Source organism: Nocardioides solisilvae, from assembly GCF_003194625.1.
Classification (GTDB): Bacteria; Actinomycetota; Actinomycetes; order Propionibacteriales; family Nocardioidaceae; genus Nocardioides; species Nocardioides solisilvae.
Window position 1 is genome coordinate 583,357 of sequence record NZ_QHKX01000002.1, and the last position, 22,344, is coordinate 605,700.

Sequence of the window (22,344 nt, forward strand, 5' to 3'; positions counted from 1 at the left end):
CGACCCGTCACAGGAAGTGGTCACCCGGAGGGGTTCAGTGGCCTCTCACACCACTCCGAGTGACCACTTCCCGACGGTCTTCGGGCGTGTCGCGGCGACGAGTCCGATGTCCACCGGGCCCGGAGCCGGGCCGTGCCCGACGGGGTGAAGAGGGAGTCGCGCAGCAGCTCGTGCCAGGCGCGGATCCGACCCGGCACGTGGGGCCGGCCGAGTGCCACGTCGATGTCCGCCAGGACCCGGACGCCCCGGTGCAGCACGTCCTGGGCGGCGTACCCGCGCCGCGTCCACCCTTCGTTGGCCAGTCCCCGCGCCCGGCGCAGGTCGCGACGCTGCTGACCGACGTCGAGGTGGTCTCCGCCGTCGTACTCGTGGATCGTCCGCGTGCCCACGAGCCACAGATCGGCCCGGGCGAGGAACCGGCCCTGGTCGTCGAGCACCTCGTGCTGCGCCACCACCTCTGCTCCCGCGCACCGGTGCAGCTCTCGCAGCAGCACCTCCCAGACCGACTCGGCGTCCCCGCGGGCCATGCGGCAGGCGGCTCGCAGCCGGGGCGCCCCCTTCCCGCCGCGAGCAGCCACCGCCCGGACGTCGTCGAGGGTGCAGTCCCCCGCCGCCAGCGCTGACTCGACGAGGCAGAGGAGGTCCAGCAGCGACAGGTCGCGGGCGCACGCCGCCAGCACCTCGGCGGCAGGATCGACCCGCAGCCCGTCGAGCCCCTCCGGCTCGGGGGCCGCCGACCTCCGGATCGCGACCAGGCCCGGGCGCCTGACCCGGCCGGTCCCCCGTGGGGCGGCGACGAAGACCGGGAGGTCGTGCGGAAGGGGCGGCAGCCACCACCCCCTGAGCCGCGCGGCCGTGAGGTGGGTGAACACCCAGGCGGGTGCGAGCACCCTCTGCCAGGCGCGCAGCTCAGCCCTGACCTCGTCGGCCGCGTCGCGCGACCGCCACACGCCCCGGGCCACGCCGACCCACGCGTCACCGACCCACTCGCCCCGGCCGGTCCTGCGCACCTCCGCGGCCGACAGCTCCTCCACCGGCCCCACCTTGCCGCGCGCGAGGGCTCGTGGCGCGAGTCGGGCTCGCACCCGGGGATGACGAAGCGCGCCGTCCTCCTGGTGCCGGGCCCTGTGGACGGTTCGTGGCCCCTCGGCAGACGCGGGCTCTCGGGCTAGCCTGCGAGACATGACTCGCGCACTCATCGTCGTGGACGTGCAGAACGACTTCTGCGAGGGCGGCTCGCTGCCGGTGGCCGGCGGCGCCAGGGTCGCCGCCGAGGTCTCCGACCTGGTGGGCCGCTGGCACGCGAAGGCGGCCGAGGCGCCCGACTACTCCCACGTGGTGGCCACCAAGGACCACCACGTCGACCCGGGCGGGCACTGGTCGGACGAGCCCGACTTCGTCGACTCCTGGCCCGTGCACTGCGAGGTCGGCACCGACGGGGAGGCGTTCCACCCCAACCTCGACCCCCAGCCCTTCGACGCGGTCTTCCTCAAGGGCGAGCACGCCGCCGCCTACTCGGGCTTCGAGGGCGCCACCACCGACGGGGTGCCGCTGGCGGAGTGGCTGCGCCGACACCGGGTGGACGAGGTGGACGTGTGCGGGATCGCCACCGACCACTGCGTCCGGGCCACCGCGCTCGACGCCGTCCGGGAGGGCTTCGCGACCCGCGTGCTGGTCGACCTCTGCGCCGGCGTGGGCGAGGAGTCCACGACCGCCGCGCTCGTCGAGCTCGCCGAGGCGGGGGTCCGTCTTGGCTGACCTGCGGGTCTCCTGCGAGAGCGGGGTCCTGCGGATGGTCATGGACCGACCCGCCGTCCGCAACGCGCTGACGGCCGCGATGGTCGACGAGATGACGGCCCAGCTCGAGGCGTTGCCGGGGCGCGACGACGTCCGCGTCGTGCTGCTCGCGGGCGCCGGCGGCGCCTTCAGCTCGGGCGCGGACCTCTCCGACCAGGCCGGGCAGCCCGCCCAGGACGGGTTGGACGTCTCGGCGATGGACCGCGCCAACCGGTTGGTCCGCGCCGTGGTGCGGGCCGACCAGCCCGTGGTGTCGGCGGTCGACGGGGTGGCCGCGGGCTTCGGCTGCGCCCTCGCCCTGGCCTGCGACCTGGTGGTCGCGGCCCCGACGTCGTCCTTCGTCCTCTCCTTCGCCCGGGTGGGGCTGATGCCCGACGGCGGGACGACGGCCACCGTCGCGGCCGCGGTCGGGCGCGCCCGCGCCATGCGGATGGCGCTGCTCGGCGACCCCCTCGGCGGCGCCGAGGCGCACGCGGCCGGACTGGTCTCCCACCTGGCGGCCGAGGGCGACCTCGACGCCGAGGTCGAGCGCCTCGTCGCCCGGCTCGCCGCCGGCGCCCCGCTGGCCCAGGCCGCGACGAAGCGGGCCGTCAACGCCGCCACGCTCGACCTGCTCGAACCGGCGCTGGAGACCGAGCGCCGGCACCAGTCCCTGCTGCTGCGCACCGACGACGTGGCCGAGGGCGTGCTCGCCTTCGTGGAGAAGCGTCCCGCGCGGTTCCTGGGGCGCTGACCCCACGGCGTACGGCGCGGCCCGCGGTCAGCGGGTCCGGACCACGCAGGTCTCCGACCAGGTCTCGTGCAGCCCGCGCCGCTGGTTGCCCTCGACCAGGATGCTGCCGGCGACGAACAGCCAGGCGAACCCGGCGATCGTGCCCGTCCCGGGCAGGACCGCCGAGAGGTGGACGATCGAGACCACGAGCGTGCGGGTCGCGAGCTGGCTGGGCGTGAGGCGGGCGTGCTCGAGCCAGGGCCGGACCCCGATGCCCAGCGCCTTCATCCCCCACGTGGCGCCGCTGCGGGCCAGCAGCCCGTAGTGGTAGGCCCAGAAGACCACCATCGGGACGAGGTCGGCGACCCAGTCCGTGAGGTCGCCGTCGCCGACACCCAGCACCGCCGACAGCGGGAAGGAGATCAGCGCCACGGCGAGGAGGTCGAGGAAGAACGCGCCGATCCGCGGGCCGTACGACGCCAGGGCCACGCCGTACGGCGTCACGGGCTCGGGCCGCTCGCGCGGCGGGACCGGCGGGGCGGGCGGCGGCGCCTGCGGGACCGGCGGCAGCAGCGGGCTGTGCTGCGCGGGCGCCCCGGGCTCGGGCACGGCGACCCCGAGGCGGTCGTGGACGTCGTCGGGCATGGAGAGGCGGGTGTGCGCCGTCCACTGCGCGCCGTTCCACCACCGCTCGGCGGCCGGGTGGGCGACCTTGGGGTCGGCGTACCACCCCTCGGGCGTCTCGCCCGGGGTCATCGGATCCCCGCCGTCCTGCGCGCTCGACACGTCGCTCCCCCTGCTCCCGGCCCGGTGGGCCCTCGGCTGCCGGCCCCCGCCGAGGCCTCGCTCCCGCAGCATTGTGGCGGAACCGTGACCCCCGGGGGCGCACACCCGGAGAGACGTGCGACACACCCCGGCGCTATCGTGCCGGGATGACACTTCGCGCGATCACCTCCGGGATCGGCCTCGCGGCCGCCGCACTCGTCCTCGCCAGCTGCGCCTCCGACACCGAGACGACGACGACCGACTCCGGCGTCGAGCTGGTCAAGGACGGCACGCTCACGATCTGCACCCACCTGCCCTACGAGCCCTTCGAGTTCACCGAGGGCGGCGAGGTCGTGGGCTTCGACGTGGACGTGCTCAAGATCGCCGCCGACGCGGAGGGCCTCGACACCGAGGTCATCGACACGTCGTGGGAGACCATCACCTCGGGCGAGGCGCTCAACACGGGCCAGTGCGACGTCGCCGCGGGCGCCATGTCGATCACCGAGGAGCGCGAGGCGGTCATGGACTTCACCGACTCCTACTTCGAGGCCAAGCAGGCGCTGCTGATGAAGGCCGGCGCCGGCTACGAGTCCCTCGACGACCTGGCGGGCAAGAAGATCGCCGTCCAGGACGCCACCACGGGCGCCGACTACACCCGTGAGAACGCCCCCGAGGACGCCGAGATCATCTCCTTCGAGGACTCCGCCCTCATGCAGCAGGCCGTCAAGACCGGGCGCGCCGACGCCGGCGTCAACGACAACGGGCTGCTCAACTACTTCGCCTCGCAGAACGACGACGTCGAGGTCGGCGCCGAGTTCGAGACCGGCGACGTCTACGGCTTCTCCGTCAAGAAGGACGGCAACGACGCCCTCCTCGACGTGATCAACGACGCGATCGCCTCCGACGAGTACGACGCCGCCTACGAGAAGTGGTTCGGCACCAGCGCCGAGTGACGCCGGGGCCGGGGCCCCGGGCTTGACCGGGCCCCGGCCGACCACCCCCGATCCCGAGCAGGAGCCTCCATGGCGAGTCCCCGCCAGCGCGCCGCCAGGTGGCGCTACGTCCAGTACGCCGTGCTCGTCGCGGTCGTCGTCGCCCTCGTCGCGGTCGCCGACTGGGCCCAGCTGCAGCGCGCGTTCTTCAACACCGACCTCGTGCGCGAGCAGTTCCCCCGGGTCATCACGATCGCGCTGAAGAACACCATCATCTACACCGCCTGCGGCTTCGCCTTCGGCCTCGTGCTGGGGCTGGTGCTGGCCCTGATGCGGCTCTCGAGCGTCGGGCCCTACCGGTGGCTGGCGACCGCGGTGATCGAGATCTTCCGCGGCCTGCCCGCGCTGGTGGTCTTCATCGCCCTGGGCGTCGGGTTCCGGCTCGCGTTCCCGGGTCGGGAGATCCCCTTCGGCAACCTCGGCGTCGTGACCCTGGCCCTGGGCCTGGTCGGCGGCGCCTACATGGCGGAGACCATCCGCGCCGGGATCCAGGCCGTGCCCAAGGGGCAGATGGAGGCGGCCCGGTCGCTGGGCATGTCGCACTCGCGCGCCATGGTGAGCATCGTCATCCCGCAGGCCTTCCGGATCATCCTGCCGCCGCTGACCAACGAGCTGATCCTGCTGACCAAGGACTCCTCGCTCGTCTACATCCTGGGCCTGTCGCTCTCCAGCTACGAGCTGACGAAGTTCGGCCGCGAGGGCATGAACAGCGCCTCCAACCTCACCCCGATCATCGTGGTCGGCCTGTGCTACCTGCTGATCACCGTCCCCCTGTCGATCGTCGTACGCCGCATGGAGAGCCGCGCGGAGAGGGCCCGCTGATGTCATCCGACCAGACCGTCCCGACCAGCCAGCAGCCGCGTCACCAGGGCGCCGCCGACCGGGCCGCGGCCCGCGGCGAGGCCGCGATCGACGTCCAGGACCTGCACAAGTACTTCGGCGACAACGAGGTGCTCAAGGGGATCGACTTCCACGTCGGCCGCGGCGAGGTCGTCTGCGTGATCGGTCCGTCCGGCTCCGGCAAGTCGACGCTGCTGCGCTGCGTCAACCTCCTGGAGACCCCGACCAGCGGCCGGATCCTCGTCGAGGGCGAGGAGATCACCGACCCCGACGCCGACGTCGACCGGCTGCGGGCCCGGATCGGGATGGTCTTCCAGCAGTTCAACCTCTTCCCCCACATGACGGTGCTGCGCAACCTCACCATCGCCCAGGAGAAGGTCGCCGGGCGCAAGAAGGACGAGGCGGTGGCGATCGCGCGGGCCAACCTGCAGAAGGTGGGCCTGGCCGAGCGGGAGGACGCCTACCCGGCCCACCTCTCCGGCGGCCAGCAGCAGCGGGTGGCGATCGCGCGGGCGCTCTCCATGCAGCCCGACCTCATGCTCTTCGACGAGCCCACGTCGGCGCTGGACCCCGAGCTGGTCGGCGACGTGCTGGCGGTGATGAAGGACCTCGCGACCGAGGGGATGACGATGATGGTGGTCACCCACGAGATGGGCTTCGCCCGCGAGGTCGGGGACAACCTGGTCTTCATGGACGGCGGCGTGATCGTCGAGGAGGGCGACCCCGAGACCGTGCTGGCCGACCCGCAGCACGAGCGGACCCGGGCCTTCCTCTCCAAGGTGCTCTGAGCCCGGCCCGAGCGCGGGCTCCGGTCAGTCGAGCCAGGAGCCGGCGGCCGCCGTCATGGCGGCGGTGAGGTCGGTGATCACCGGCGACTCCAGCCGCCAGTGCTGCCAGAAGAGCGGCACGTCGACGTGGCGCCCCGGCGCGACCTCCACCAGCCGGCCCCGGGCGAGGTCGGCGGCGGACTGGCGCTCGAGCAGCATCCCCCAGCCCATCCCCCGCCGCACGGCGGCGTCGAACTGCTGGACCGAGGGGATGTAGGTGACCGGCGGGGTGAGCCGCCGGCGGGTGACCCGGCGCAGGAAGTCGTGCTGCAGGGTGTCGCTGCGGTCGAACGCGAGCATCGGGGCCCGGGCCAGCGTCACCGACGGGGGGCCGTCCGCCAGGTGCGCCGCCGCCCAGCGCGGCGTCGCCACCGCGACGTAGCGCATCCGCCCCAGGCGGACCACGCGACAGCCCGGCACCGGTCGCGGGTCGGAGGTGACGGCCGCCATCACGTCGCCGCGCCGCAGCCGCTCCGCCGTGCGGGTCTGGTCCTCGCGGACCAGCTCGAAGGTCACCCGGTGGTCGGCCTGGACCGCGACCAGCGCGTCCACGAACCAGGTGTGCAGCGCGTCGGAGTTCACCGCGAGCGGCACCACGGCGTACGGCGCGTCCTCGCCGGCCTCCTCGTCCTCGCGCAGCTCGGCCACGGCCTCGCGCTCCAGCAGCTCCTGCTGGGCCGCCAGCCGCACCAGCACCTGACCGGCCGCGGTGGCCTCCAGCGGCTTGACCCGGTGGACCAGCACGCGGCCCACGCGGGTCTCCAGCGCCTTGACCCGTTGGCTCACCGCCGACGGGGTGACGTGCAGCTCGCGCGCCGCTGCCTCGAAGGTGCCGAGGCGGACGGCGGTGGCCAGGGTGCGCAACGCGGCGGGGTCGAGCTGGGTGAGGTCTTTCACATGAGACATCCTAATGATTCCTCACAATGCTGCGCTGGTCTTAGGTCTCCCGCGCGCCTAGCGTTGTCCCACGTGATCAACGTCGTCCTCACCGGCCTGCTGACCGGCCTCGCCCTCATCGTCGCCATCGGCGCGCAGAACGCCTACGTCCTGCGCCAGGGCATCCGCGGCGAGCACGTCCTCCCGATCGTGCTGGCCTGCCTGCTCTCCGACGCCGTCGCGATCACCGCCGGCGTCGCGGGCTTCGGCGTGGTGCTGGAGCGCTGGCCCGGCGTGCTTCCCGTGGCCCAGGTGCTCGGTGGCGTCTACCTCATCGCCTTCGGCCTGCACGCCGCCCTGCGCGCCTGGCGTCCCGAGGCCCTCGAGGCCGCGTCCGGCGAGCGGCTGAGCCGGCGCCGCGCGGTGCTGATGGCGCTGGCGCTGACCTGGCTCAACCCGCACTTCTACCTCGACGCCGTCCTCATGCTCGGCACCGTGGCCAACAGCTTCGAGGACGACCGCTGGTGGTTCCTGCTGGGCTCCCTGCTCGCCAGCACGACGTGGTTCTTCGCGCTCGGGTACGGCGCCCGCCTGCTGCGCGGCCTCTTCGCCCGGCCCTCGGCGTGGCGGGTCCTCGACTCCGCCGTCGCCGTCGTCATGGGTTCGCTCGGGGTCGGGCTGCTCCTGCACTGAGGGGGCGACACCTCGGAGGTCGCCCCCGTCCCTCAGAGGTTGCCCCGCGCCTCCTGCTCGCGCTCGATGGCCTCGAAGAGGGCCTTGAAGTTGCCCTTGCCGAAGCCGAGGGAGCCGTGCCGCTCGATGAGCTCGTAGAAGACGGTGGGCCGGTCGCCCACGGGCTTGGTGAAGATCTGCAGCAGGTAGCCGTCCTCGTCGCGGTCGACCAGGATCCCGCGCTTCTTCAGCTCCTCGATCGGCACCCGCACCTCGCCGATCCGGGCCCGCAGCTCGGGGTCGTCGTAGTAGGAGGCGGGGGTGTCGAGGAACTCGATGCCGTTGTCGCGCATGATGTCGACCGAACGCAGGATGTCGTTGGTCGCCAGGGCGATGTGCTGGCACCCGGCGCCGTCGTAGAACTCCAGGTACTCGTCGATCTGCGACTTCTTCCTCGCCACGGCCGGCTCGTTGAGCGGGAACTTCACCCGGTGGTTGCCGCTGGCGACCACCTTGGACATGAGCGCGGAGTAGTCGGTCGCGATGTCGTCGCCGATGAACTCGGCCATGTTCGTGAAGCCCAGGACCTTGTTGTAGAACTCGACCCACTCGTCCATCCGGCCGAGCTCGACGTTGCCGACGCAGTGGTCGACCGCCTGGAAGAGCCGGCGTGGGTGCCCCTCCCGGCGCGCGACGGTCGAGGAGCGGGCGACGAAGCCGGGCAGGTAGGGACCCGAGTAGCGGGAGCGGTCGACGAGGGTGTGGCGGGTCTCGCCGTAGGTGGCGATCGCGGCCGTGCGGACCGTGCCGTGCTCGTCGGAGACGTCGTGGGGCTCCTCGAGGATCGTGGCGCCGACGGCCCGGGCGTGCTCGATGCACCGGTCCACGTCGGGGACCTCGAGCGCGAGGTCGACGACCCCGTCGCCGTGCCGGCGGTGGTGGTCGAGCAGGGGGCTGTCGGGGGCGACGCCGCCGGAGAGGACGAACCGGGCCGAGCCCGAGCGCAGGACGAAGACCTTGGCGTCGCGCAGGCCGGTCTCGGGGCCGCGGTAGGCCTCCAGCTCCATGCCGAAGGCGAGCTGGTAGAAAGTGGCGGCCTGGGTCGCGTTGCCCACCACGAAGCAGATCGCGTCCATCCCCGTGACCGGGAAGGGGTCCCGGCTGGCGTCGTACTCGACCAGCCCGACCAGCTCCCGCAGCTGCTCCAGGGTGAGGTCGGCGCGCAGCTCCTCCGCCGTCAGCCCACCACCGGTCGAGGGCTGCCCGGTCGGGGCCGGGCCGGTGGCGGTCGAGGAGTCGGGGGCCGAGGAGAGCTGTGTCATGGACCACAGCATGGGAAGACGGGACAGGATGTGCAATCGTGTGCCGACACGCTGTGCAACTTGTCCACCCAAGGGGGCCGCGATGGACGACCTGGACGTCACGCTGCTCGATCTCTTCACCGCGGAGCCTCGCATTGGCGTGCTGGAGGCGTCCCGGCGCCTGGGGGTCGCTCGCGGGACGGTCCAGTCCCGCCTCGACCGGCTGGCGGCCGACGGCGTCGTCACCGGCTGGGCGCCCCACCTCTCCCCCGAGGCGCTGGGCTACCCGGTGACGGCGTTCCTCACCCTGGAGATCCGGCAGGGCGCGGGCCACGAGTCGGTCGCCGACCACCTCGCCGAGGTGCCCGAAGTGCTGGAGGCGCACACGATCACGGGGGCCGGGGACATGTGGGCCCGGGTGGTGGCCCGCTCCAACGCCGACCTGCAGCGGGTGATCGACCTCGTCCTCGACGACCCCGCGATCGTCCGCAGCTCGACCGTGATCGCGCTCGCCGAGCAGGTCCCCCACCGGGTCCTGCCGCTGGCCCGCGCCTCGCTCAGCGGAGCCGGCGGGCGACCTCGTCGGCCGCGGCGACCACCCGCGGCGCCACCACCGACTCGTCGACCGGCTGGCCCAGCGTGACGATGCCGACGGACGCCTCGAGGCCCTGGACCCCGCGCACGGGGGCCGACAGGCCGTGCGCCCCCGACTGGAGCTCGCCCTGCGTGGCCACGAACCCCTGCTCCGAGCCGCGGCGCCCCAGGAGGATCGCCTTGCCCGCCGCTCCCTGGTCGAGCGGGTGGCGCGCGCCGACCCGGTAGGCCACGTGGAAGTCGGTCCACGAGGGCTCCACCACCGCCAGGGCGAGCGCCTCGTCGCCGTCCGCCACGGTCAGGTGGGCGGTGCAGCCGACGGTCTCGGCCAGCTGCCGCAGCACCGGGACCGCGAGGTCGCGCACCACCGGCTGGACGGCCGAGGCCAGGTGGAGCACGCCGAGGCCGACCTGCAGGCGGCCCTGGGGCCCGCGGCGGACCAGCGCGTGCTGCTCCAGCGTGGAGACCAGCCGGTAGACCACCGTGCGGTTGACCCCGAGCCGGGCCCCGAGCTCGGTGACCGTCATGCCGTCCGGCTCCCCCGCGAGCGTCGCCAGGACGCGGATCCCGCGGTCGAGGGTCTGCGAGGTCTCGGCAGCCATGAGCCGGAGTCTAGGCGCTCAGGAGCTCTTCCGGACCGCCCAGTTCCGCAGGGTCTCGATCCGCGCGTGGAGCTGGTCGGCGCTCGCGACCGCGGCCGCAGGACCGCCGCACTCCTTGCGCAGCGCCGCGTGGGTCACCCCGTGCGGCTGCCCGGTGCGGTGGAACCACGCCGCCACCAGCCCGTTGAGCTCGCGCCGCAGCACCGCGAGCTGCTCGTGGGTGGAGAGCGCCGTCACGGGGTCGTCGGCGGCCACGGGCCCGCGACGCGGCGCGGCCGCCTTCTGGCGCGCGGCCCGCTCGCTCTGCCGCGAGTGGAGCAGCTCGCGCACCTGGTCGGGCTCCAGCAGCCCGGGGATGCCGAGGAAGTCCATCTCCTCCTCCGACCCCACGTGCACCTCGCCGGAGTGGCCGAACTCGCCGCCGTCGTACAGCACCCGGTCGAAGGAGGCGGTGGAGCCGACGGCCTCGAAGACGCCCTCGAGCTCGTCGGAGGCGCCCTCGCCCTGCTGGGCGCGGGCGAGCAGCTGGTCCTCGGCGGCGAAGATGTCGCCGTCGTCGTTGACCTTGCGGCCGAGCACGTGGTCGCGCTCGACCTCCATCTCGGAGGCGAAGCCGAGCAGGTGGGGCACCGACGGAAGGAAGACCGACGCGGTCTCGCCGCGCCGGCGCGCGCGCACGAAGCGGCCCACGGCCTGGGCGAAGAACAGGGGCGTGGAGGTGGTCGTCGCCCAGACCCCGACGGCCAGCCTCGGCACGTCGACGCCCTCGGAGACCATCCGGACCGCGACCATCCAGCGGTCCTCGGAGTCGGTGAACGCACCGATCTTCTTCGAGGCCGCCTTCTCGTCGGAGAGCACGACCGTCGGCGACTCCCCCGAGACCTGCTTGAGGATCTTGGCGTAGGCCCGGGCGGAGTCCTGGTCGGAGGCGATGACCAGCCCGCCGGCGTCGGGCACGTGGCGGCGCACCTCGGAGAGGCGCTTGTCGGCGGCCGCGAGCACCGAGGGCATCCACGAGCCCTGCGGGTCCAGCGCGGTCCGCAGCGCCTGGGCGTGCATGTCCTTGGTCAGCGGCTCGCCGAGGCGGGCCGTGATCTCGTCGCCCATCCGGGTGCGCCACTGCATCTCGCCGGAGTAGGCCATGAAGAGCACCGGACGGACGACGTGGTCGGCCAGGGCCTGCGCGTAGCCGTAGGTGTAGTCGGCGACCGAGCGCGGGATCCCGTCGGGCCCGGGCGCGTAGGTGACGAACGGGATCGGGTTGACGTCGGAGCGGAACGGCGTGCCGGTCAGCGCCAGCCGCCGGGTCGCGGGCTCGAACGCCTCGCGCACGCCCTCGCCCCAGCTCAGCGCGTCACCGGCGTGGTGGATCTCGTCGAGGATCACCAGGGTCTTGAACCGCTCCGTGCGGATCCGCATCGCCAGCGGGTTGACCGCGACGCCGGCGTAGGTCACCGCGATACCGAGGTAGTCCTGCGACGTGCGGCCCTTGCCCGCCGCGTACGCCGGGTCGATCGGGATCCCCGCCCGCTGCGCGGCCTCGGCCCACTGCACCTTGAGGTGCTCGGTGGGCGCGACGATCGTCACCCGGTCGACCACCCGGCGCCCCAGGAGGTCGGCGGCGACGGTGAGCGCGAACGTCGTCTTGCCCGCCCCCGGGGTCGCCACCGCGAGGAAGTCGCGCGGCTGCTCCTCGAGGTACCTCGCCATCGCCGCGGCCTGCCACGCCCGCAGCGACGGCGCGGTGCCCCACGCGGCGCGCTCGGGCCAGGCCGGGGAGAGCGCGGGAGTGACGGGGGCGGAGTCTGCCCGGTCGCTCACGCGTCGTTGCCCCCACCGCCGGGCTCGCCGCCGCCGGGCTTCAGCGACTCCCAGATCTCCTTGCACTCGGGGCAGACCGGGTACTTCTCCGGCGCCCGGCTGGGCACCCAGACCTTGCCGCACAGGGCGATCACCGGGGTGCCCATCACCATCGCCTCGGTGAGCTTGTCCTTCGGCACGTAGTGCGAGAACCGCTCGTGGTCCCCGTCGTCGGTGGGGACGGTGCGGGTGTCCTCGACGGTCGAGGCTCCGGGCGAGAATCCGATCTGGGTCATGGTCCGGCCAGCATAGGTCAGTTGAGGGCAGGATCCGCAGGCCGCGTGGCGTGCCACGCCAGCTCGCCGGGCTGTCGGCGGAGGACCTCGCGCCGCAGCCCGCGGGGATCGGGGCGGAACACGTCGCCGGCCAGGCTCGGCACGACGTACCAGTCCCCCCGCCCCACCTCGCCCTGCAGCTGCTCGGCGCCCCACCCGGCGTACCCCGCGAAGATCCGCAGCCCGGCCAGCGACCCGGCGACGACCTCCACGGGGGCGTCCAGGTCCAGCATCCCCAGCACCCCGGCGTCGGAGTGCCAGGCCGCCCGGAAGCCCACGGGAGCGTCGCGGTCGTCGGCCAGCAGGGCGACCGCCAGGGCGCCCTCGGGCCGCACGGGACCGCCGCGGAAGAGCACCTCGGGGGCGACCACGACGTCGCCCCAGGGCTCCAGCACCTCGGCGACCAGCACCGGCGACGGCCGGTTGAGGACCACCCCGAGCGCGCCGGCGTCGTCCACGTCGAGCAGCAGCACGACCGTGCCGGCGAAGTTGGGGTCCGTCATCCCGGCGGTGGCGACCAGGAGCCCGCCGGCGCGGAGCGCGTCGACCTGCTCGGTCCCGCGTCCGGCTCCGTCGTCCATGGCTCCATCATGGGGCAGGGACGCGGACGTGCGACAGCCCCGACCCGGCGCACAGGGAGGGAGGGAGGTGCGGTCGTCTCGGGAGCGACCGCGAGGCGCAGCAGGTCGGGGCTGTCTGGCTCATGGGGAGGGACCGAGGTCCTGAGCACGAGTGAACGCTACGCGACCATACCGACGGTATGCAAACGAGCCGCGGGTGAGCCTGCACACAACCCGGCGCCGCGCACCCCAAGCCCTAGACTGCCCGGATGACCGAGCTCAAGGCGTCCCGCGCCGGCGGGGCCACCCGGAGGCAGGACTTCTCCGCCGCCACCCGGCGCGACCTGCTCGACGTGGCCCAGCGGCTCTTCACCGAGCAGGGGTACGCCGCGACCTCGCTCGACTCGATCGTCGCCGGGGCGTCGGTCACCAAGGGCGCGCTCTACCACCACTTCGACAGCAAGACCGGCGTCTTCGAGGCCGTCTTCACCCGCGTCGACGAGGCGTCCGCGCGCGAGATCCAGCAGGCCGTGGCCGCCGAGACCGACCCGTGGCGGCAGGCCTCGGGCGGGCTGCGGGTCTTCCTCGAGGTGGTCCGCCGGCCGGCCTACCGACGCATCGTCGTCCAGGAGGGCCCCGCCGTGCTGGGCCCCGACCGGGTCCGCGCCGAGGAGTCCCGGCCGACCTTCGCCCTGGTGCACCGGATCCTCGAGGGGATCCTCGGGGCCGGCGGGTGGACCACCGACGACGCCACCGTGCGCACCTTCAGCCGGCTCTTCTTCGGCGCCCTCAACACCGCAGGCGCCGCCGTGGCGCTGAGCGACGACCCCGAGACCGAGGTGGCGCGGGTGGAGCAGGTCGTCGGCCTCCTGCTCGCCGCGGTCCGCCAGCTCGTGGAGTCCGGGGCCGACCTCGCGGAGGTCACCGCCCGGGTGCTCCCCCGCGACGCCTGAACCCCCTACGACCTACCGGGAGTGGGTGACCGCGCCGCCGTGCGCGTCCTGGGGCACCAGCTCGACCCACGTGCGACCCGGGGGCACCGCGATCTCGCCGCCCTTGCCGCGCAGGACGAGCTGGGCGCCGAGGCTCCGCTTGGACCAGGTGGCCTTCACGACCCGGCCCCCGTGGAAGAGCAGGGCCGGGCCCTGGCCCTCGAAGATCGTCTCGGGCACGAAGCTCCCCGCCGGGTCGCGGTAGCCCGCGTCGCCCACGCGGACCCGCAGCACCAGCACCGTGTCCGGGACGAACTGGTCGTCGGCGCCCATGTAGCCCCCGACGTTGCGGTAGGCACCGTCGGCGAACTGCCAGGTGGTGGTGTGCCGGCCGAAGTCGGCCGACAGCGTGCTCGCCTTCCGGCCCTTCGGCAGGGCCGCCGGGTCGCCGAAGGTGAAGTAGTCCGCCGGGCGGGCGGCCTCCTGCTTCGCCGCGGTCGCGACCTCGCGCGGGCGGGCCATGAGGTTGTAGGGCGCGTAGCGGCTCGACTCGCGGAAGAACCCGCGGGCGCCCTCCTCGAAGAAGGTGATGCCGGCGCCGTTGATCCGGTTCTTCGTGACCTGCGCGGCCCCGCTGGTGATCACGTCGGCCTCGACCGGGGTGACGATGCCGATGTCGCTGGCCCGCATGGAGCGGACCGGGCCGACCACCTCGGGCAGCTGGCTGTAGAAGAAGGCCGCCAGGCGCGTGGTGCCGCCCTCGACGAGCTCCTCCACGACGAGGTCGGCCTTGCCGAGCCCCAGCTGGGGGGCGGCGCTCGCGGTGTTGTCGATCTTGGTGACCATCACGGGGTGCCGCGCGGCGGTGGTGCGCCCCTCGGCCGCCTCCAGGCCGGTCAGCGGCCAGGTCTCCGGCGCGGCCGGCTCGGGCGGGGCCGACTCGCTGGCGGACGGCTCCGTCGCGGTGGGGGCGGCGTCGTCGCCGTCGCCCCCGCTGCACCCCGCGAGGAGCAGCGAGAGCGACAGCAGGGCGGCGGTGAGGGCGAGGGGGCGGCGCACGTCGTTCTCCGATTCTGTGGTGCAGGGGCAGGGGCCCGGAGGACCCGAGGCAAGTCTGCGGGTGCAGGAGCCCCCGCCGCGGCAGGACGCGCGGATCCGCTCCGCGCGGTCAGCGGACGGTGCCGGCGAACCAGCTCGAGGTCCACGGGGCCGCCACCTGGACCGGGGTGCCCGGGCGCGAGGAGTGCACCATCAGCGGGACGCCGCCCTTGCCGCGCCCGGTGAAGATCCCGACGTGGTAGACGCCGCCGCCGTTGGCGAAGAACATCAGGTCGCCGGGGCGCATCGCCGACTTGGGGATCCGGCGGGTGTGGCCGGCCTGCGCGGAGGAGCTGCGCGGCATCCCCTTGAGCCCGGCGCGGTGGTAGGCGAACTGCACCAGGCCGGAGCAGTCGAAGGAGCTCGGGCCGGTGGCGCCGTAGCCGTAGGAGTCGCCGCGCTGGGCGAGGGCGACGTTCTTGGCCCGTCCGATCCGACGGATCTCGGCCCACTTCGCCTTCCGGGCGCGGACCTTGGCGCGCTTGGCCTTCCGCGCCTTCCGGGCGAGCCGCCGGTCCTTGGCGGTGCGGTCGGGCTGGTCGGCGGTCGTGGCCGGCGAGCCGGGCGACTGCGTGACGTCCACCTGCCGGACCGGCGCGGCGGAGGCCGGTGCGGCGGCCGGGGCGGTGATCCCCAGGCCGGCCACGAGGCCGACCACGAGGGTTCCGCCGACGTGGGCGCCGAGCTTCGAGCGGGTGCTGCTGGGGGTACGGCGCGAGTCGGGGCGCGCGCCGAGGGTGCGAGTTGTCGCAGGCATGGAGTGGTGTCCTTTCCCACGCCTGTGAGGTGAGCTGTCGGGTTGGAGCTGGAAAGTGCTCCGCCACGGCCTCGTGGCTTCACCCCAAGCCGCTTGCGCGGCACGGATCCTGTGGGTCCCCCACTCCTGCCCTCGATCTGGTGGAACGGTGCCGACGACCGGGCGGGCAGGACTCGGCGTGCCCGGTGCGGCTCTTCACTTGTGGCCCTCGTGCGAGGACCCAAGAGGTTAGGCACATGACCCCTCGTCAACTCAAGACGGGGAGCCCTGCCCACGCGTGCGGCGTGAGGCAGGTCTCCCCGTCGGGGTGCTGCTGGGGTGTCAGCTGACCAGCTTGGCGCCGCCGTCGACGTAGATCGTCTGGCCGGTGATGTAGGAGGCCTCGTCGCTGGCGAGGAAGGCGACGGCCGCCGCGATGTCCTCGGGGAAGCCGACCCGGCGGACCGGGTTGTTCTTCGCGTTGAGCTCGCGGAACTCCTCCACGCCCAGGCCCAGCCGGGCCGCGGTGGCGTCGGTCATCTCGGTGGCGATGAAGCCGGGCGCCACGGCGTTGGTGTTGATCCCGAAGGGGCTCAGCTCGATGCCGAGGGTGCGGGTGAAGCCCTGGACGCCCATCTTGGCGGCGGAGTAGTTGGCCTGGCCGCGGTTGCCGAGGGCGGAGACGCTGGAGAGGTTCACGATCTTGCCGTACTTCTGCTCCACGAAGTGCTTCTGGGCGGCCTTGGTCATGAGGAAGGCGCCCTTGAGGTGCACGTTCATCACGAGGTCCCAGTCCTGCTCGGTCATCTTGAAGAGCAGGTTGTCGCGGGTGATCCCGGCGTTGTTGACGAGGACGTGGATCCCGCCCAGCTCGGCGACCAAGCGCTCCACCGCGGCGTCGACGGAGGCGGCGTCGCTGACGTCGCAGCCGATGCCGACGGCCTTGGCCCGGCCGGTCAGCTCGAGGCGGCCCGCCGCCTCGGCCGCGGCCGACTCGTCGAGGTCGATGATGGCGACGCTGGCGCCCTCTGCTGCGAAGCGCTGCGCGGTGCCGAAACCGATCCCGCGGGCTGCTCCGGTGATGACTGCGACGCGACCGTCGAAACGACCCATGAGAGGCCTCCTCCTTGCGTGTGCGAGGACCGTCCCCGCTCCCGGGTCGTCACTCTAGGTGCTGCCCCGGACCCGGTCCTCGGGCGGTCCGCCCAGTCACAGCACGGCGCGCAGGCGGTCGCCGTACGCGCGCCGCTCGGCGTCGTCGGTGTACTTCGTCCGCGGCCAGAAGAAGCCGCGCAGCCCGTCCCCCTTCGTCCGCGGCACGACGTGCAGGTGCAGGTGCGCCACCGACTGGCTCACGACGTTGTTCATCGCCACGAACGACCCCTGGGCGCCGAGCCCGTCCACGACGGCCGTGGCGAGGCGCTGGGCCGCGGCCAGGAAGCCGTCGCGCAGCCCGGGCGGCAGGTCGGGCAGGGTCACGACGTGCTCGCGGGGCACCAGCAGGACGTGCCCCTTGAAGACGGGGCGGACGTCGAGGAAGGCCACCACCTCGTCGGTCTCCAGGACCACCTCCCCCGCCGCCCCGCCCGCGGCGATCGCGCAGAAGAGGCAGCCGTCGGCGCTCACTTGCACACCCCGCCGCAGGCGTCGCCGGTCAGCAGGTCGGCGAGCCGCTCGGGGAGGCCGGCCGCGGGCCGGCCGCGCACGCCGCCCACCGCGTCGAAGTGGTGGTTGTCGCTGCGGCCGTAGGTCCACCTCAGACCGTGCCGGCGCATCAGCGCCACCACGGGGTGCTGGTGGCTGCGCCACGCGTAGCGCGGGTGCTCGCGCCCGGCCCACCACGGGCTCGGCACCAGGCCGTGACGGCTGCGGTAGGGGTTCTCCCACGGGTTGAGGTCCACCGAGCGCCCCCAGGAGTGCGGCGACCGGACCGCCGGGTTGCCGACCACCTGGCGGCAGTTGAACGCCGAGGTGTTGCCCGCCGCCATGGAGGCGTAGTCGTCGGCGCCGCGCAGCCGGGCCGACCACCCGAAGCGGTCGACCCGGTACATCGAGCGGACCGGGAACCGGCGCGCGTGCAGCTCGGCGAAGGCGGCCGCGACGTTGCCGGCCGCGGCCGCGTGGACCACCAGCTCCCCGCGCCGGCGGTAGCCGTCGAAGTCGTGGTAGTTGACCCGGACCAGGCGCAGGTCGCTGCGGCCGACCGGACAGCCGGGCCGCCAGGAGCGCCCGCGCATGTGGTTCCACACCGGGTCGGGCAGCGGGGTCACCACGGGGTTGGCCCCGGTGCCGACGGCGCGCTGCTGCGGCGGCAGGGTGCGCCGCGGGCGCGGCGCCCCGGCGGGCAGCCGCACCGGGATCCCCGGCGGGAGGTTGCGCAGCGTCCGCACCCGGCTGCGGGCCCCCGTCACCCAGGGCAGCTCCGGGGCGACGACGCGCCAGCGGAAGGTGGCCCGCGGGGCCACCTCGACCACCGCGGTGCCGTCGGCGCCGGTCTCGACCTGCTGCACGCTGCGCCACGGCTGGCGGCGCCGCTGCCTCGGCGTCATGGACTCCCCCGGCACGGCCACCAGCCGGCGCTGCAGCGTGGCGGTCCCCGCGACGGGCTGCCCGGTCGCGGCCGCCCACTCCACCCGCAGGGTGGCGCTGCGCTCGTCGACGACCGTGCGGGGGCCCCGGAGCCGGACCCGGCCCTCGCGCGGCACCAGCGAGAGCGCGTGCTCGGCGGACGCCGCCGGCGGCCGGGCGGCGTCGCCGGGGTACGTCGCCCGCAGCAGGTTGGCGGCCGGCTCCCGGGACGCCGTGACGGGCAGGGAGGCGGCTCCCGCGGCGTCCGTGGTCACGGGCTGGACCAGCGTCCAGGCACCGTCGACCAGCCGCTCGACGCCCACGACGAGCCCGGGCACGGCGACGCCGGCGGCGTCGGTCGCGACCAGCCGCACGGCGGCCGGCTCGTCGGCGCGGGCCGGCTCGCTGGTCAGCGCGAGGAGGACGAGGCCGGACGTCGCGGTGGCGCTCGGGGCGGGGACCGCGAGCAGGGAGACCGTCAACCCGAGCAGGGCGGTCAGCAGCAGGCGCATGGGGCGACCTTCGCACGAGCCGCCCGGGGTGTGGTCGCGGACACACCGCGACCGCCGCCGAGCCGCGGTCGTGGGACGATGCCGCGCGTGGCCCTCCAGCAGCGCGACCCCCAGCCCCGCGGCGCCGCGGCCCCGACGGGGCTCGCGGCCGGGGAGCGGTGGTTCCTCGACCACGGCCTCCCCTACTTCGTCGACGGCGTCCGCGCCCGCGTCGAGCGGGGCCTGCGCCGCGGGCGGCTCGTCGCGGTCGCCGTCACCGCCGCGCTGCTCGCGGCGGTGACCTTCGGCGTCGCCCTGCCGCTCTCCGACCGGTACGTCGCCGGGGCCGCCGCGCTGACCGCCGTCGGCGTGGTCGTCGCCGGCTACGCCCTGGCCACCCTGCGGATCTGGCTCTGGCTCCGGTGGGCGACGGGCAAGACCTTCTCCTCGCTCGGGCTCATGGTGCCGCTCGTGGCGCGGGCGCTGCCGATGCTCATGCTCTTCATCACCTTCCTCTTCATCAACGCCGAGGTCTGGCAGGTCGCGGCCCGGCTCTCCGGGGGCGTGATGTGGACGGCCGTCCTGGGCTTCGCCGCGGCCGCGGTGGGCTTCCTGCTCTTCCGGCTCCCCGAGGAGGTCGACGCGCTCACCGCCCAGCTCGACCGCGAGACGGTGGCGGGCGCCTGCGCCGGGACGCCCTTCGTCCGGTTCGCAGGAGCCGTCGGCCGCATCGAGGACCTGCCCCCGCCCACCCGGCTCGAGCGGGCCAACCTGGTGCTGGTGCTGCTCGCCTCCCAGGCGGTCCAGGTGCTGCTGCTCAGCGTCGCCGTCTTCGCCTTCTTCCTGGGCTTCGGGCTGGTCGCGATCCCCGAGGAGGTGGTCACCAGCTGGGTGGGCGTGGCCCCGACCTCGGCGGTGGGTGAGCTCTCCTGGGAGCTGGTCCGCGTCTCGGTCTTCCTCGCCGCCTTCTCCGGGCTCTACTTCGCCGTCTACGCGGTCACCGACGAGACCTACCGCCGCCAGTTCTTCACCGGGGTCACCGACGACATGGAGAAGGCCCTGGCCACGCGCTGCGCCTACCGCGCGGCGCTGCGCCCCTGACCCGGTCGGGGAGCCCGGGACGACGACCTCTGTGGCGCTCGTCTCAACCGTTTGATCGGCGGCCCCCCACCCAGTTCGATGGCCCGATGCCCTTCTCCTCCCGCCTCCTGTCCGGCGACGACTGGCAGGCCCTGCGCACGATCCGGCTGCAGGCGCTGGCCGACTCGCCCGACTCGTTCCAGGTGAGCCTCGAGCAGGCGCTCCGCGACCCCGAGCCCGTCTGGCGCGGGCTGGCCGACGGGGCGGGCCCGACCCTGCTGCTGCTCGACGACGAGGAGCCCGTCGCCATGGGCGGTGCCCTGGCCTACCCCCAGTCGCGGACGGCGTGGCTGTGGGGCATCTGGACCGCCCCGCGGGCCCGCGGCCTGGGGCTGAGCCGACGGGTGGTCGGCGAGCTCGTGGCCTGGTGCCACGAGCGGGACCTCGAGGTGCGGCTCCACGTCACGGAGGGCAACGCGGCGGCGCGGGCCGTCTACGAGGCGCACGGCTTCACCGGCACCGGCGAGCAGGTCCCGCTGCGCGAGGGCTCGGCGCTGCGGATGGAGACCATGCGGCTGCCGGCGGCCAGCTGAGCAGGCGACCCGGCAACCCGGCGGCTGGGGCAGCTCGGGCAGCCGGGGCCCTTCGCGCGGCTGGCTAGCCTCGGGGAGGTGCAGACCTTCCTCCCGTACGCCGACTTCGCGCGCTCGGCGCGGGTGCTCGACGACAAGCGGCTGGGCAAGCAGCGGGTGGAGACCATCCAGGTCGTCCGGGCGCTCACCCGGCCCGGCTACGGCTGGGCCCACCACCCCGCCGTGCTGATGTGGAAGGGCCACGAGGAGGCCCTCGGCCGCTACGGCTTCACCTGCTGCGAGGCCTGGACCGACCGCGGCTTCGGCGACACCTGCGCGGCCACCATCGGCGCCGACCTGGCCGCCGCCGGGGTCTCCCGGGTCCGGTCGGAGGCCGAGCTGGCCGCCGCCGGGGCGCTCCCCACGTGGCTGGGCGACGAGGCGCTGCACCGCAGCCACCGCTCCGCCCTGCTGCGCAAGGAGCCGGAGCACTACGCCGACCTCTTCACCGACGTCCCCGACGACCTGCCCTACGTGTGGCCGGTCCGCTCCCCCGCGGTCGTCGAGGCCGAGCGCCGGCGCGCGGAGAACGCCGTACGCCGGGCGGAGCGCGCCGCCGCACGGGCCCGGCAGGAGGCCGAGCGGGCGCACCGGCGCCGCAGCCGGGCCGCCCGGAAGGCGTGGGAGACCCGTCGCCGCAACGCCGACGGGCCCGCCTGAGCCTCGCTACGGGACGAGCACGGCCTCGGCCCGGGCCCGCGCCGAGGCCACGGCGGCGTCCCGGTCGGACCGGGTCATGAAGCCGGCCCGCAGCGCCGCGTCGGCCGCCGCGGTGTAGGCCTCCACGTAGGCGTCCACGCTCGGGTGCAGGGCGGCGAGCCGCTCGGCCGGCAGCGGCACCGTGGTGCCGAAGAGGAGGCAGAAGAAGCCGCCGTTCAGCGCGTAGTTCCCCTGGCCGCTGTGCACCGCCAGCGGCACCTCCACGTCGGGCAGCCGCAGCCCGCCCCGCACGATGCCGTCGGCGTCGCGCTGCAGCCAGTCGTCGACGATCTCCAGCGGCGGGGCGGAGGCGGGACGGCGACCCGTCCGGACCCAGCGCTCCAGCGCGGCGTACGCGGCGTCGGCGGCGTAGCGGAAGGGGAAGTCGTTGATCGGGCGCGCGCAGCCCATCCGGGCGGCGGCGGACTCGGGGTCGAGGTCGGTCCCGGCGCTGGACTCCAGCGTGTGGACGTCGGCGTGGGCAGCGCCCGCCACCTCCCAGGTGTGCACGTTGCCGCGGTCGGGCTGTCGGACCGCCTCCCAGCCGCCGAGGTCGCTCTCGGTCTGCAGCTGGAGCACCGGCACGGCGACGTCCTCGCGGATCCGCGGCGACACCGGACCCATCAGCCCCTCGCCCAGCGGCGCCGCCGGGGCGAACCGGGAGTGGACCAGGAAGCCGTCGAAGACGCCCGTGGTGCGGGAGAACGCGTTGACGTAGGTGGTGAGACGGAACGCCGACTGCGACTCGCCGGTGGCGATCACCCGGTGCGGCCGCAGCCCGCCCAGCAGCTGCCTCGCCCGGGCTCGCACCGCCTTCCCGGCCTGGGAGTAGATGTCGTAGCTGAAGGCGTCGCCCGGAACCTCCAGCGACCCGTAGCGGGCGGGGTCGATCCGCTTGGCGGCCTCCACCCCCGCGCGCTGGGCCGAGACGCCGACCCACGCGGCGCCGCTGGAGAGGATCTGGTCGCGGGCCTGCGCGAAGCTGGGCGCGATGTCGATGCCCGACGAGACGTTGAGCCACTCGACGTAGACCGTGCCGTTGAACCGCCGCGGGTCGGCCGGCCGGTTGACGATCACCCGCGTCCGGTACGGCGTCCGCTCCCCCACCGCGCGCGCGTGCCAGCGGCCGTCGGCACCCCATGTCCCGACGGCCTCGTAGGCACTCGCGCGGCCGGCCAGGACGTGCTCAGACTCGACGTAGCCCCGCGGCGCGCTGAGGTGGGCCACCGACGCCTGCGGCGTCCCCGCCGGGGCGGGGGCGACCTCGGGGGTCGGCACGAGCAGCGCCCACAGACTCGCGAAGGTCGTGAGGACGCCGGCGAGACGGCGCGCGCGGACGAGCATGGTGGTTCCCTCCCAAGAGCCACGTCGCGCCGGCGCACGACGCGGCCCTGTCTAGCCGACCCCCGGGACGGCCGGCAACGCGGGCAGCCCT

General features: G+C 74.3%; 25 protein-coding genes and 1 riboswitch. Of the genes, 11 read left to right on the forward strand and 14 right to left on the reverse strand.

Translation table 11 applies throughout. From position 1 onward, the window contains the following. Positions 1–20: 20 nt before the first annotated feature. Positions 21–1,034, reverse strand: a complete 1,014-nt coding sequence (locus tag DNK53_RS08790) for a hypothetical protein (protein ID WP_110181899.1) — start codon at positions 1,032–1,034, stop codon at positions 21–23. 148 nt (positions 1,035–1,182) lie between these two features. Here DNK53_RS08790 and DNK53_RS08795 point away from each other — a divergent pair, with 148 nt between their 5' ends. Beyond that, positions 1,183–1,758 (forward strand): nicotinamidase, encoded by a 576-nt coding sequence (locus DNK53_RS08795; RefSeq protein ID WP_110181900.1) that lies wholly within the window; start codon positions 1,183–1,185, stop codon positions 1,756–1,758. Continuing rightward, positions 1,751–2,530: an enoyl-CoA hydratase-related protein gene (locus DNK53_RS08800; RefSeq protein ID WP_239456437.1), complete on the forward strand. Its 780-nt coding sequence runs from the start codon at positions 1,751–1,753 to the stop codon at positions 2,528–2,530. Before DNK53_RS08795 ends, DNK53_RS08800 begins: the two co-directional genes overlap by 8 nt. Positions 2,531–2,557: 27 nt before the next feature. Here the strand turns inward: DNK53_RS08800 and DNK53_RS08805 are convergent, their stop codons facing one another. Beyond that, on the reverse strand, positions 2,558–3,295 hold the full coding sequence (locus DNK53_RS08805) for an RDD family protein (protein WP_162599844.1): 738 nt from the start codon (positions 3,293–3,295) through the stop codon (positions 2,558–2,560). Positions 3,296–3,441: 146 nt separating this feature from the next. Here DNK53_RS08805 and DNK53_RS08810 point away from each other — a divergent pair, with 146 nt between their 5' ends. The 3 genes from DNK53_RS08810 to DNK53_RS08820 all read left to right on the forward strand — a co-directional run bounded on the left by DNK53_RS08810 (position 3,442) and on the right by DNK53_RS08820 (position 5,894). Further along, on the forward strand, positions 3,442–4,227 hold the full coding sequence (locus DNK53_RS08810) for a transporter substrate-binding domain-containing protein (protein WP_110181902.1): 786 nt from the start codon (positions 3,442–3,444) through the stop codon (positions 4,225–4,227). A 69-nt stretch (positions 4,228–4,296) separates the two neighbouring features. Next, positions 4,297–5,088: an amino acid ABC transporter permease gene (locus tag DNK53_RS08815; protein ID WP_110181903.1), complete on the forward strand. Its 792-nt coding sequence runs from the start codon at positions 4,297–4,299 to the stop codon at positions 5,086–5,088. After that, a complete protein-coding gene (locus DNK53_RS08820; RefSeq protein WP_110181904.1) occupies positions 5,088–5,894 on the forward strand; it encodes an amino acid ABC transporter ATP-binding protein in 807 nt (268 codons plus the stop codon). Before DNK53_RS08815 ends, DNK53_RS08820 begins: the two co-directional genes overlap by 1 nt. A 24-nt stretch (positions 5,895–5,918) precedes the next feature. On the opposite strand, the gene DNK53_RS08825 is transcribed toward DNK53_RS08820, so the two are convergent. Next, a complete protein-coding gene (locus tag DNK53_RS08825; RefSeq protein ID WP_239456438.1) occupies positions 5,919–6,830 on the reverse strand; it encodes a LysR family transcriptional regulator ArgP in 912 nt (303 codons plus the stop codon). A 72-nt stretch (positions 6,831–6,902) separates the two neighbouring features. Here DNK53_RS08825 and DNK53_RS08830 point away from each other — a divergent pair, with 72 nt between their 5' ends. Beyond that, a complete protein-coding gene (locus DNK53_RS08830; RefSeq protein ID WP_239456439.1) occupies positions 6,903–7,502 on the forward strand; it encodes a LysE/ArgO family amino acid transporter in 600 nt (199 codons plus the stop codon). 32 nt (positions 7,503–7,534) lie between these two features. Here DNK53_RS08830 and hppD read toward each other — a convergent pair whose 3' ends face one another. Continuing rightward, the gene (gene hppD / locus DNK53_RS08835; RefSeq protein WP_110182415.1) at positions 7,535–8,803 is read right to left on the reverse strand and encodes a 4-hydroxyphenylpyruvate dioxygenase; all 1,269 of its coding nucleotides are present in this window, start codon (positions 8,801–8,803) and stop codon (positions 7,535–7,537) included. A gap of 82 nt (positions 8,804–8,885) precedes the next feature. On the opposite strand from hppD, the gene DNK53_RS08840 reads away from it, so the two are divergent. Then, positions 8,886–9,425: an Lrp/AsnC family transcriptional regulator gene (locus DNK53_RS08840; RefSeq protein ID WP_110181906.1), complete on the forward strand. Its 540-nt coding sequence runs from the start codon at positions 8,886–8,888 to the stop codon at positions 9,423–9,425. Here DNK53_RS08840 and DNK53_RS08845 read toward each other — a convergent pair. The 4 genes from DNK53_RS08845 to DNK53_RS08860 are packed head-to-tail and all read right to left on the reverse strand — an operon-like array spanning position 9,340 to position 12,694. Next, on the reverse strand, positions 9,340–9,978 hold the full coding sequence (locus DNK53_RS08845) for an IclR family transcriptional regulator (protein WP_110181907.1): 639 nt from the start codon (positions 9,976–9,978) through the stop codon (positions 9,340–9,342). The two genes, DNK53_RS08840 and DNK53_RS08845, sit on opposite strands and share 86 nt — an antisense overlap. An 18-nt stretch (positions 9,979–9,996) precedes the next feature. Next, positions 9,997–11,799, reverse strand: a complete 1,803-nt coding sequence (locus tag DNK53_RS08850; RefSeq protein ID WP_110181908.1) for a DEAD/DEAH box helicase — start codon at positions 11,797–11,799, stop codon at positions 9,997–9,999. Then, a complete protein-coding gene (locus tag DNK53_RS08855) occupies positions 11,796–12,074 on the reverse strand; it encodes a DUF3039 domain-containing protein (RefSeq protein WP_110181909.1) in 279 nt (92 codons plus the stop codon). The genes DNK53_RS08850 and DNK53_RS08855 overlap by 4 nt, the downstream gene beginning before the upstream one ends. Before the next feature lie 17 nt (positions 12,075–12,091). Continuing rightward, positions 12,092–12,694 carry a YqgE/AlgH family protein gene (locus DNK53_RS08860; protein WP_110181910.1) on the reverse strand — a complete coding sequence of 201 codons (603 nt, stop codon included), beginning with the start codon at positions 12,692–12,694 and terminating at the stop codon, positions 12,092–12,094. 248 nt (positions 12,695–12,942) lie between these two features. Between DNK53_RS08860 and DNK53_RS18340 the strand changes: the two genes are divergently transcribed. After that, the gene (locus DNK53_RS18340) at positions 12,943–13,626 is read left to right on the forward strand and encodes a TetR/AcrR family transcriptional regulator (RefSeq protein WP_110181911.1); all 684 of its coding nucleotides are present in this window, start codon (positions 12,943–12,945) and stop codon (positions 13,624–13,626) included. A gap of 12 nt (positions 13,627–13,638) precedes the next feature. Here DNK53_RS18340 and DNK53_RS08870 read toward each other — a convergent pair whose 3' ends face one another. From DNK53_RS08870 to DNK53_RS08890, 5 genes are all read right to left on the reverse strand, one after another. Further along, on the reverse strand, positions 13,639–14,664 hold the full coding sequence (locus tag DNK53_RS08870; protein ID WP_162599845.1) for a DUF3048 domain-containing protein: 1,026 nt from the start codon (positions 14,662–14,664) through the stop codon (positions 13,639–13,641). A 109-nt stretch (positions 14,665–14,773) separates the two neighbouring features. Then, positions 14,774–15,460, reverse strand: a complete 687-nt coding sequence (locus tag DNK53_RS08875) for a C40 family peptidase (protein ID WP_110181913.1) — start codon at positions 15,458–15,460, stop codon at positions 14,774–14,776. A 4-nt stretch (positions 15,461–15,464) separates the two neighbouring features. Beyond that, a riboswitch (cyclic di-AMP (ydaO/yuaA leader) is annotated at positions 15,465–15,613 on the reverse strand. Between the two features lie 168 nt (positions 15,614–15,781). Continuing rightward, on the reverse strand, positions 15,782–16,552 hold the full coding sequence (locus DNK53_RS08880; protein WP_110181914.1) for an SDR family NAD(P)-dependent oxidoreductase: 771 nt from the start codon (positions 16,550–16,552) through the stop codon (positions 15,782–15,784). A gap of 96 nt (positions 16,553–16,648) precedes the next feature. Continuing rightward, positions 16,649–17,065: an HIT family protein gene (locus DNK53_RS08885; protein WP_110181915.1), complete on the reverse strand. Its 417-nt coding sequence runs from the start codon at positions 17,063–17,065 to the stop codon at positions 16,649–16,651. Beyond that, on the reverse strand, positions 17,062–18,519 hold the full coding sequence (locus tag DNK53_RS08890) for a M15 family metallopeptidase (protein ID WP_110181916.1): 1,458 nt from the start codon (positions 18,517–18,519) through the stop codon (positions 17,062–17,064). The genes DNK53_RS08885 and DNK53_RS08890 overlap by 4 nt, the downstream gene beginning before the upstream one ends. A gap of 87 nt (positions 18,520–18,606) precedes the next feature. Here DNK53_RS08890 and DNK53_RS08895 point away from each other — a divergent pair, with 87 nt between their 5' ends. The 3 genes from DNK53_RS08895 to DNK53_RS08905 all read left to right on the forward strand — a co-directional run bounded on the left by DNK53_RS08895 (position 18,607) and on the right by DNK53_RS08905 (position 20,870). Beyond that, positions 18,607–19,599, forward strand: a complete 993-nt coding sequence (locus DNK53_RS08895) for a hypothetical protein (RefSeq protein ID WP_110181917.1) — start codon at positions 18,607–18,609, stop codon at positions 19,597–19,599. 86 nt (positions 19,600–19,685) lie between these two features. Continuing rightward, positions 19,686–20,171, forward strand: a complete 486-nt coding sequence (locus tag DNK53_RS08900; protein WP_110181918.1) for a GNAT family N-acetyltransferase — start codon at positions 19,686–19,688, stop codon at positions 20,169–20,171. A 78-nt stretch (positions 20,172–20,249) separates the two neighbouring features. Next, positions 20,250–20,870 carry an MSMEG_6728 family protein gene (locus DNK53_RS08905; protein WP_204163829.1) on the forward strand — a complete coding sequence of 207 codons (621 nt, stop codon included), beginning with the start codon at positions 20,250–20,252 and terminating at the stop codon, positions 20,868–20,870. Positions 20,871–20,876: 6 nt separating this feature from the next. Here the strand turns inward: DNK53_RS08905 and DNK53_RS08910 are convergent, their stop codons facing one another. After that, entirely contained in the window at positions 20,877–22,253 is a 1,377-nt protein-coding gene (locus tag DNK53_RS08910) for an alpha/beta hydrolase domain-containing protein (RefSeq protein WP_110181919.1), read from the reverse strand. Positions 22,254–22,344: the final 91 nt, after the last annotated feature.

Coding starts and splice junctions, on each gene's coding strand:
- DNK53_RS08795 (WP_110181900.1), top strand. CDS start 1,183: ATGACTCGCGCACTCATCGTCGTGGACGTGCAGAACGACTTCTGCGAG.
- DNK53_RS08810 (WP_110181902.1), top strand. CDS start 3,442: ATGACACTTCGCGCGATCACCTCCGGGATCGGCCTCGCGGCCGCCGCA.
- DNK53_RS08815 (WP_110181903.1), top strand. CDS start 4,297: ATGGCGAGTCCCCGCCAGCGCGCCGCCAGGTGGCGCTACGTCCAGTAC.
- DNK53_RS08820 (WP_110181904.1), top strand. CDS start 5,088: ATGTCATCCGACCAGACCGTCCCGACCAGCCAGCAGCCGCGTCACCAG.
- hppD (WP_110182415.1), bottom strand. CDS start 8,803: ATGACACAGCTCTCCTCGGCCCCCGACTCCTCGACCGCCACCGGCCCG.
- DNK53_RS08840 (WP_110181906.1), top strand. CDS start 8,886: ATGGACGACCTGGACGTCACGCTGCTCGATCTCTTCACCGCGGAGCCT.
- DNK53_RS08845 (WP_110181907.1), bottom strand. CDS start 9,978: ATGGCTGCCGAGACCTCGCAGACCCTCGACCGCGGGATCCGCGTCCTG.
- DNK53_RS08855 (WP_110181909.1), bottom strand. CDS start 12,074: ATGACCCAGATCGGATTCTCGCCCGGAGCCTCGACCGTCGAGGACACC.
- DNK53_RS08860 (WP_110181910.1), bottom strand. CDS start 12,694: ATGGACGACGGAGCCGGACGCGGGACCGAGCAGGTCGACGCGCTCCGC.
- DNK53_RS18340 (WP_110181911.1), top strand. CDS start 12,943: ATGACCGAGCTCAAGGCGTCCCGCGCCGGCGGGGCCACCCGGAGGCAG.
- DNK53_RS08875 (WP_110181913.1), bottom strand. CDS start 15,460: ATGCCTGCGACAACTCGCACCCTCGGCGCGCGCCCCGACTCGCGCCGT.
- DNK53_RS08880 (WP_110181914.1), bottom strand. CDS start 16,552: ATGGGTCGTTTCGACGGTCGCGTCGCAGTCATCACCGGAGCAGCCCGC.
- DNK53_RS08890 (WP_110181916.1), bottom strand. CDS start 18,519: ATGCGCCTGCTGCTGACCGCCCTGCTCGGGTTGACGGTCTCCCTGCTC.
- DNK53_RS08900 (WP_110181918.1), top strand. CDS start 19,686: ATGCCCTTCTCCTCCCGCCTCCTGTCCGGCGACGACTGGCAGGCCCTG.
- DNK53_RS08910 (WP_110181919.1), bottom strand. CDS start 22,253: ATGCTCGTCCGCGCGCGCCGTCTCGCCGGCGTCCTCACGACCTTCGCG.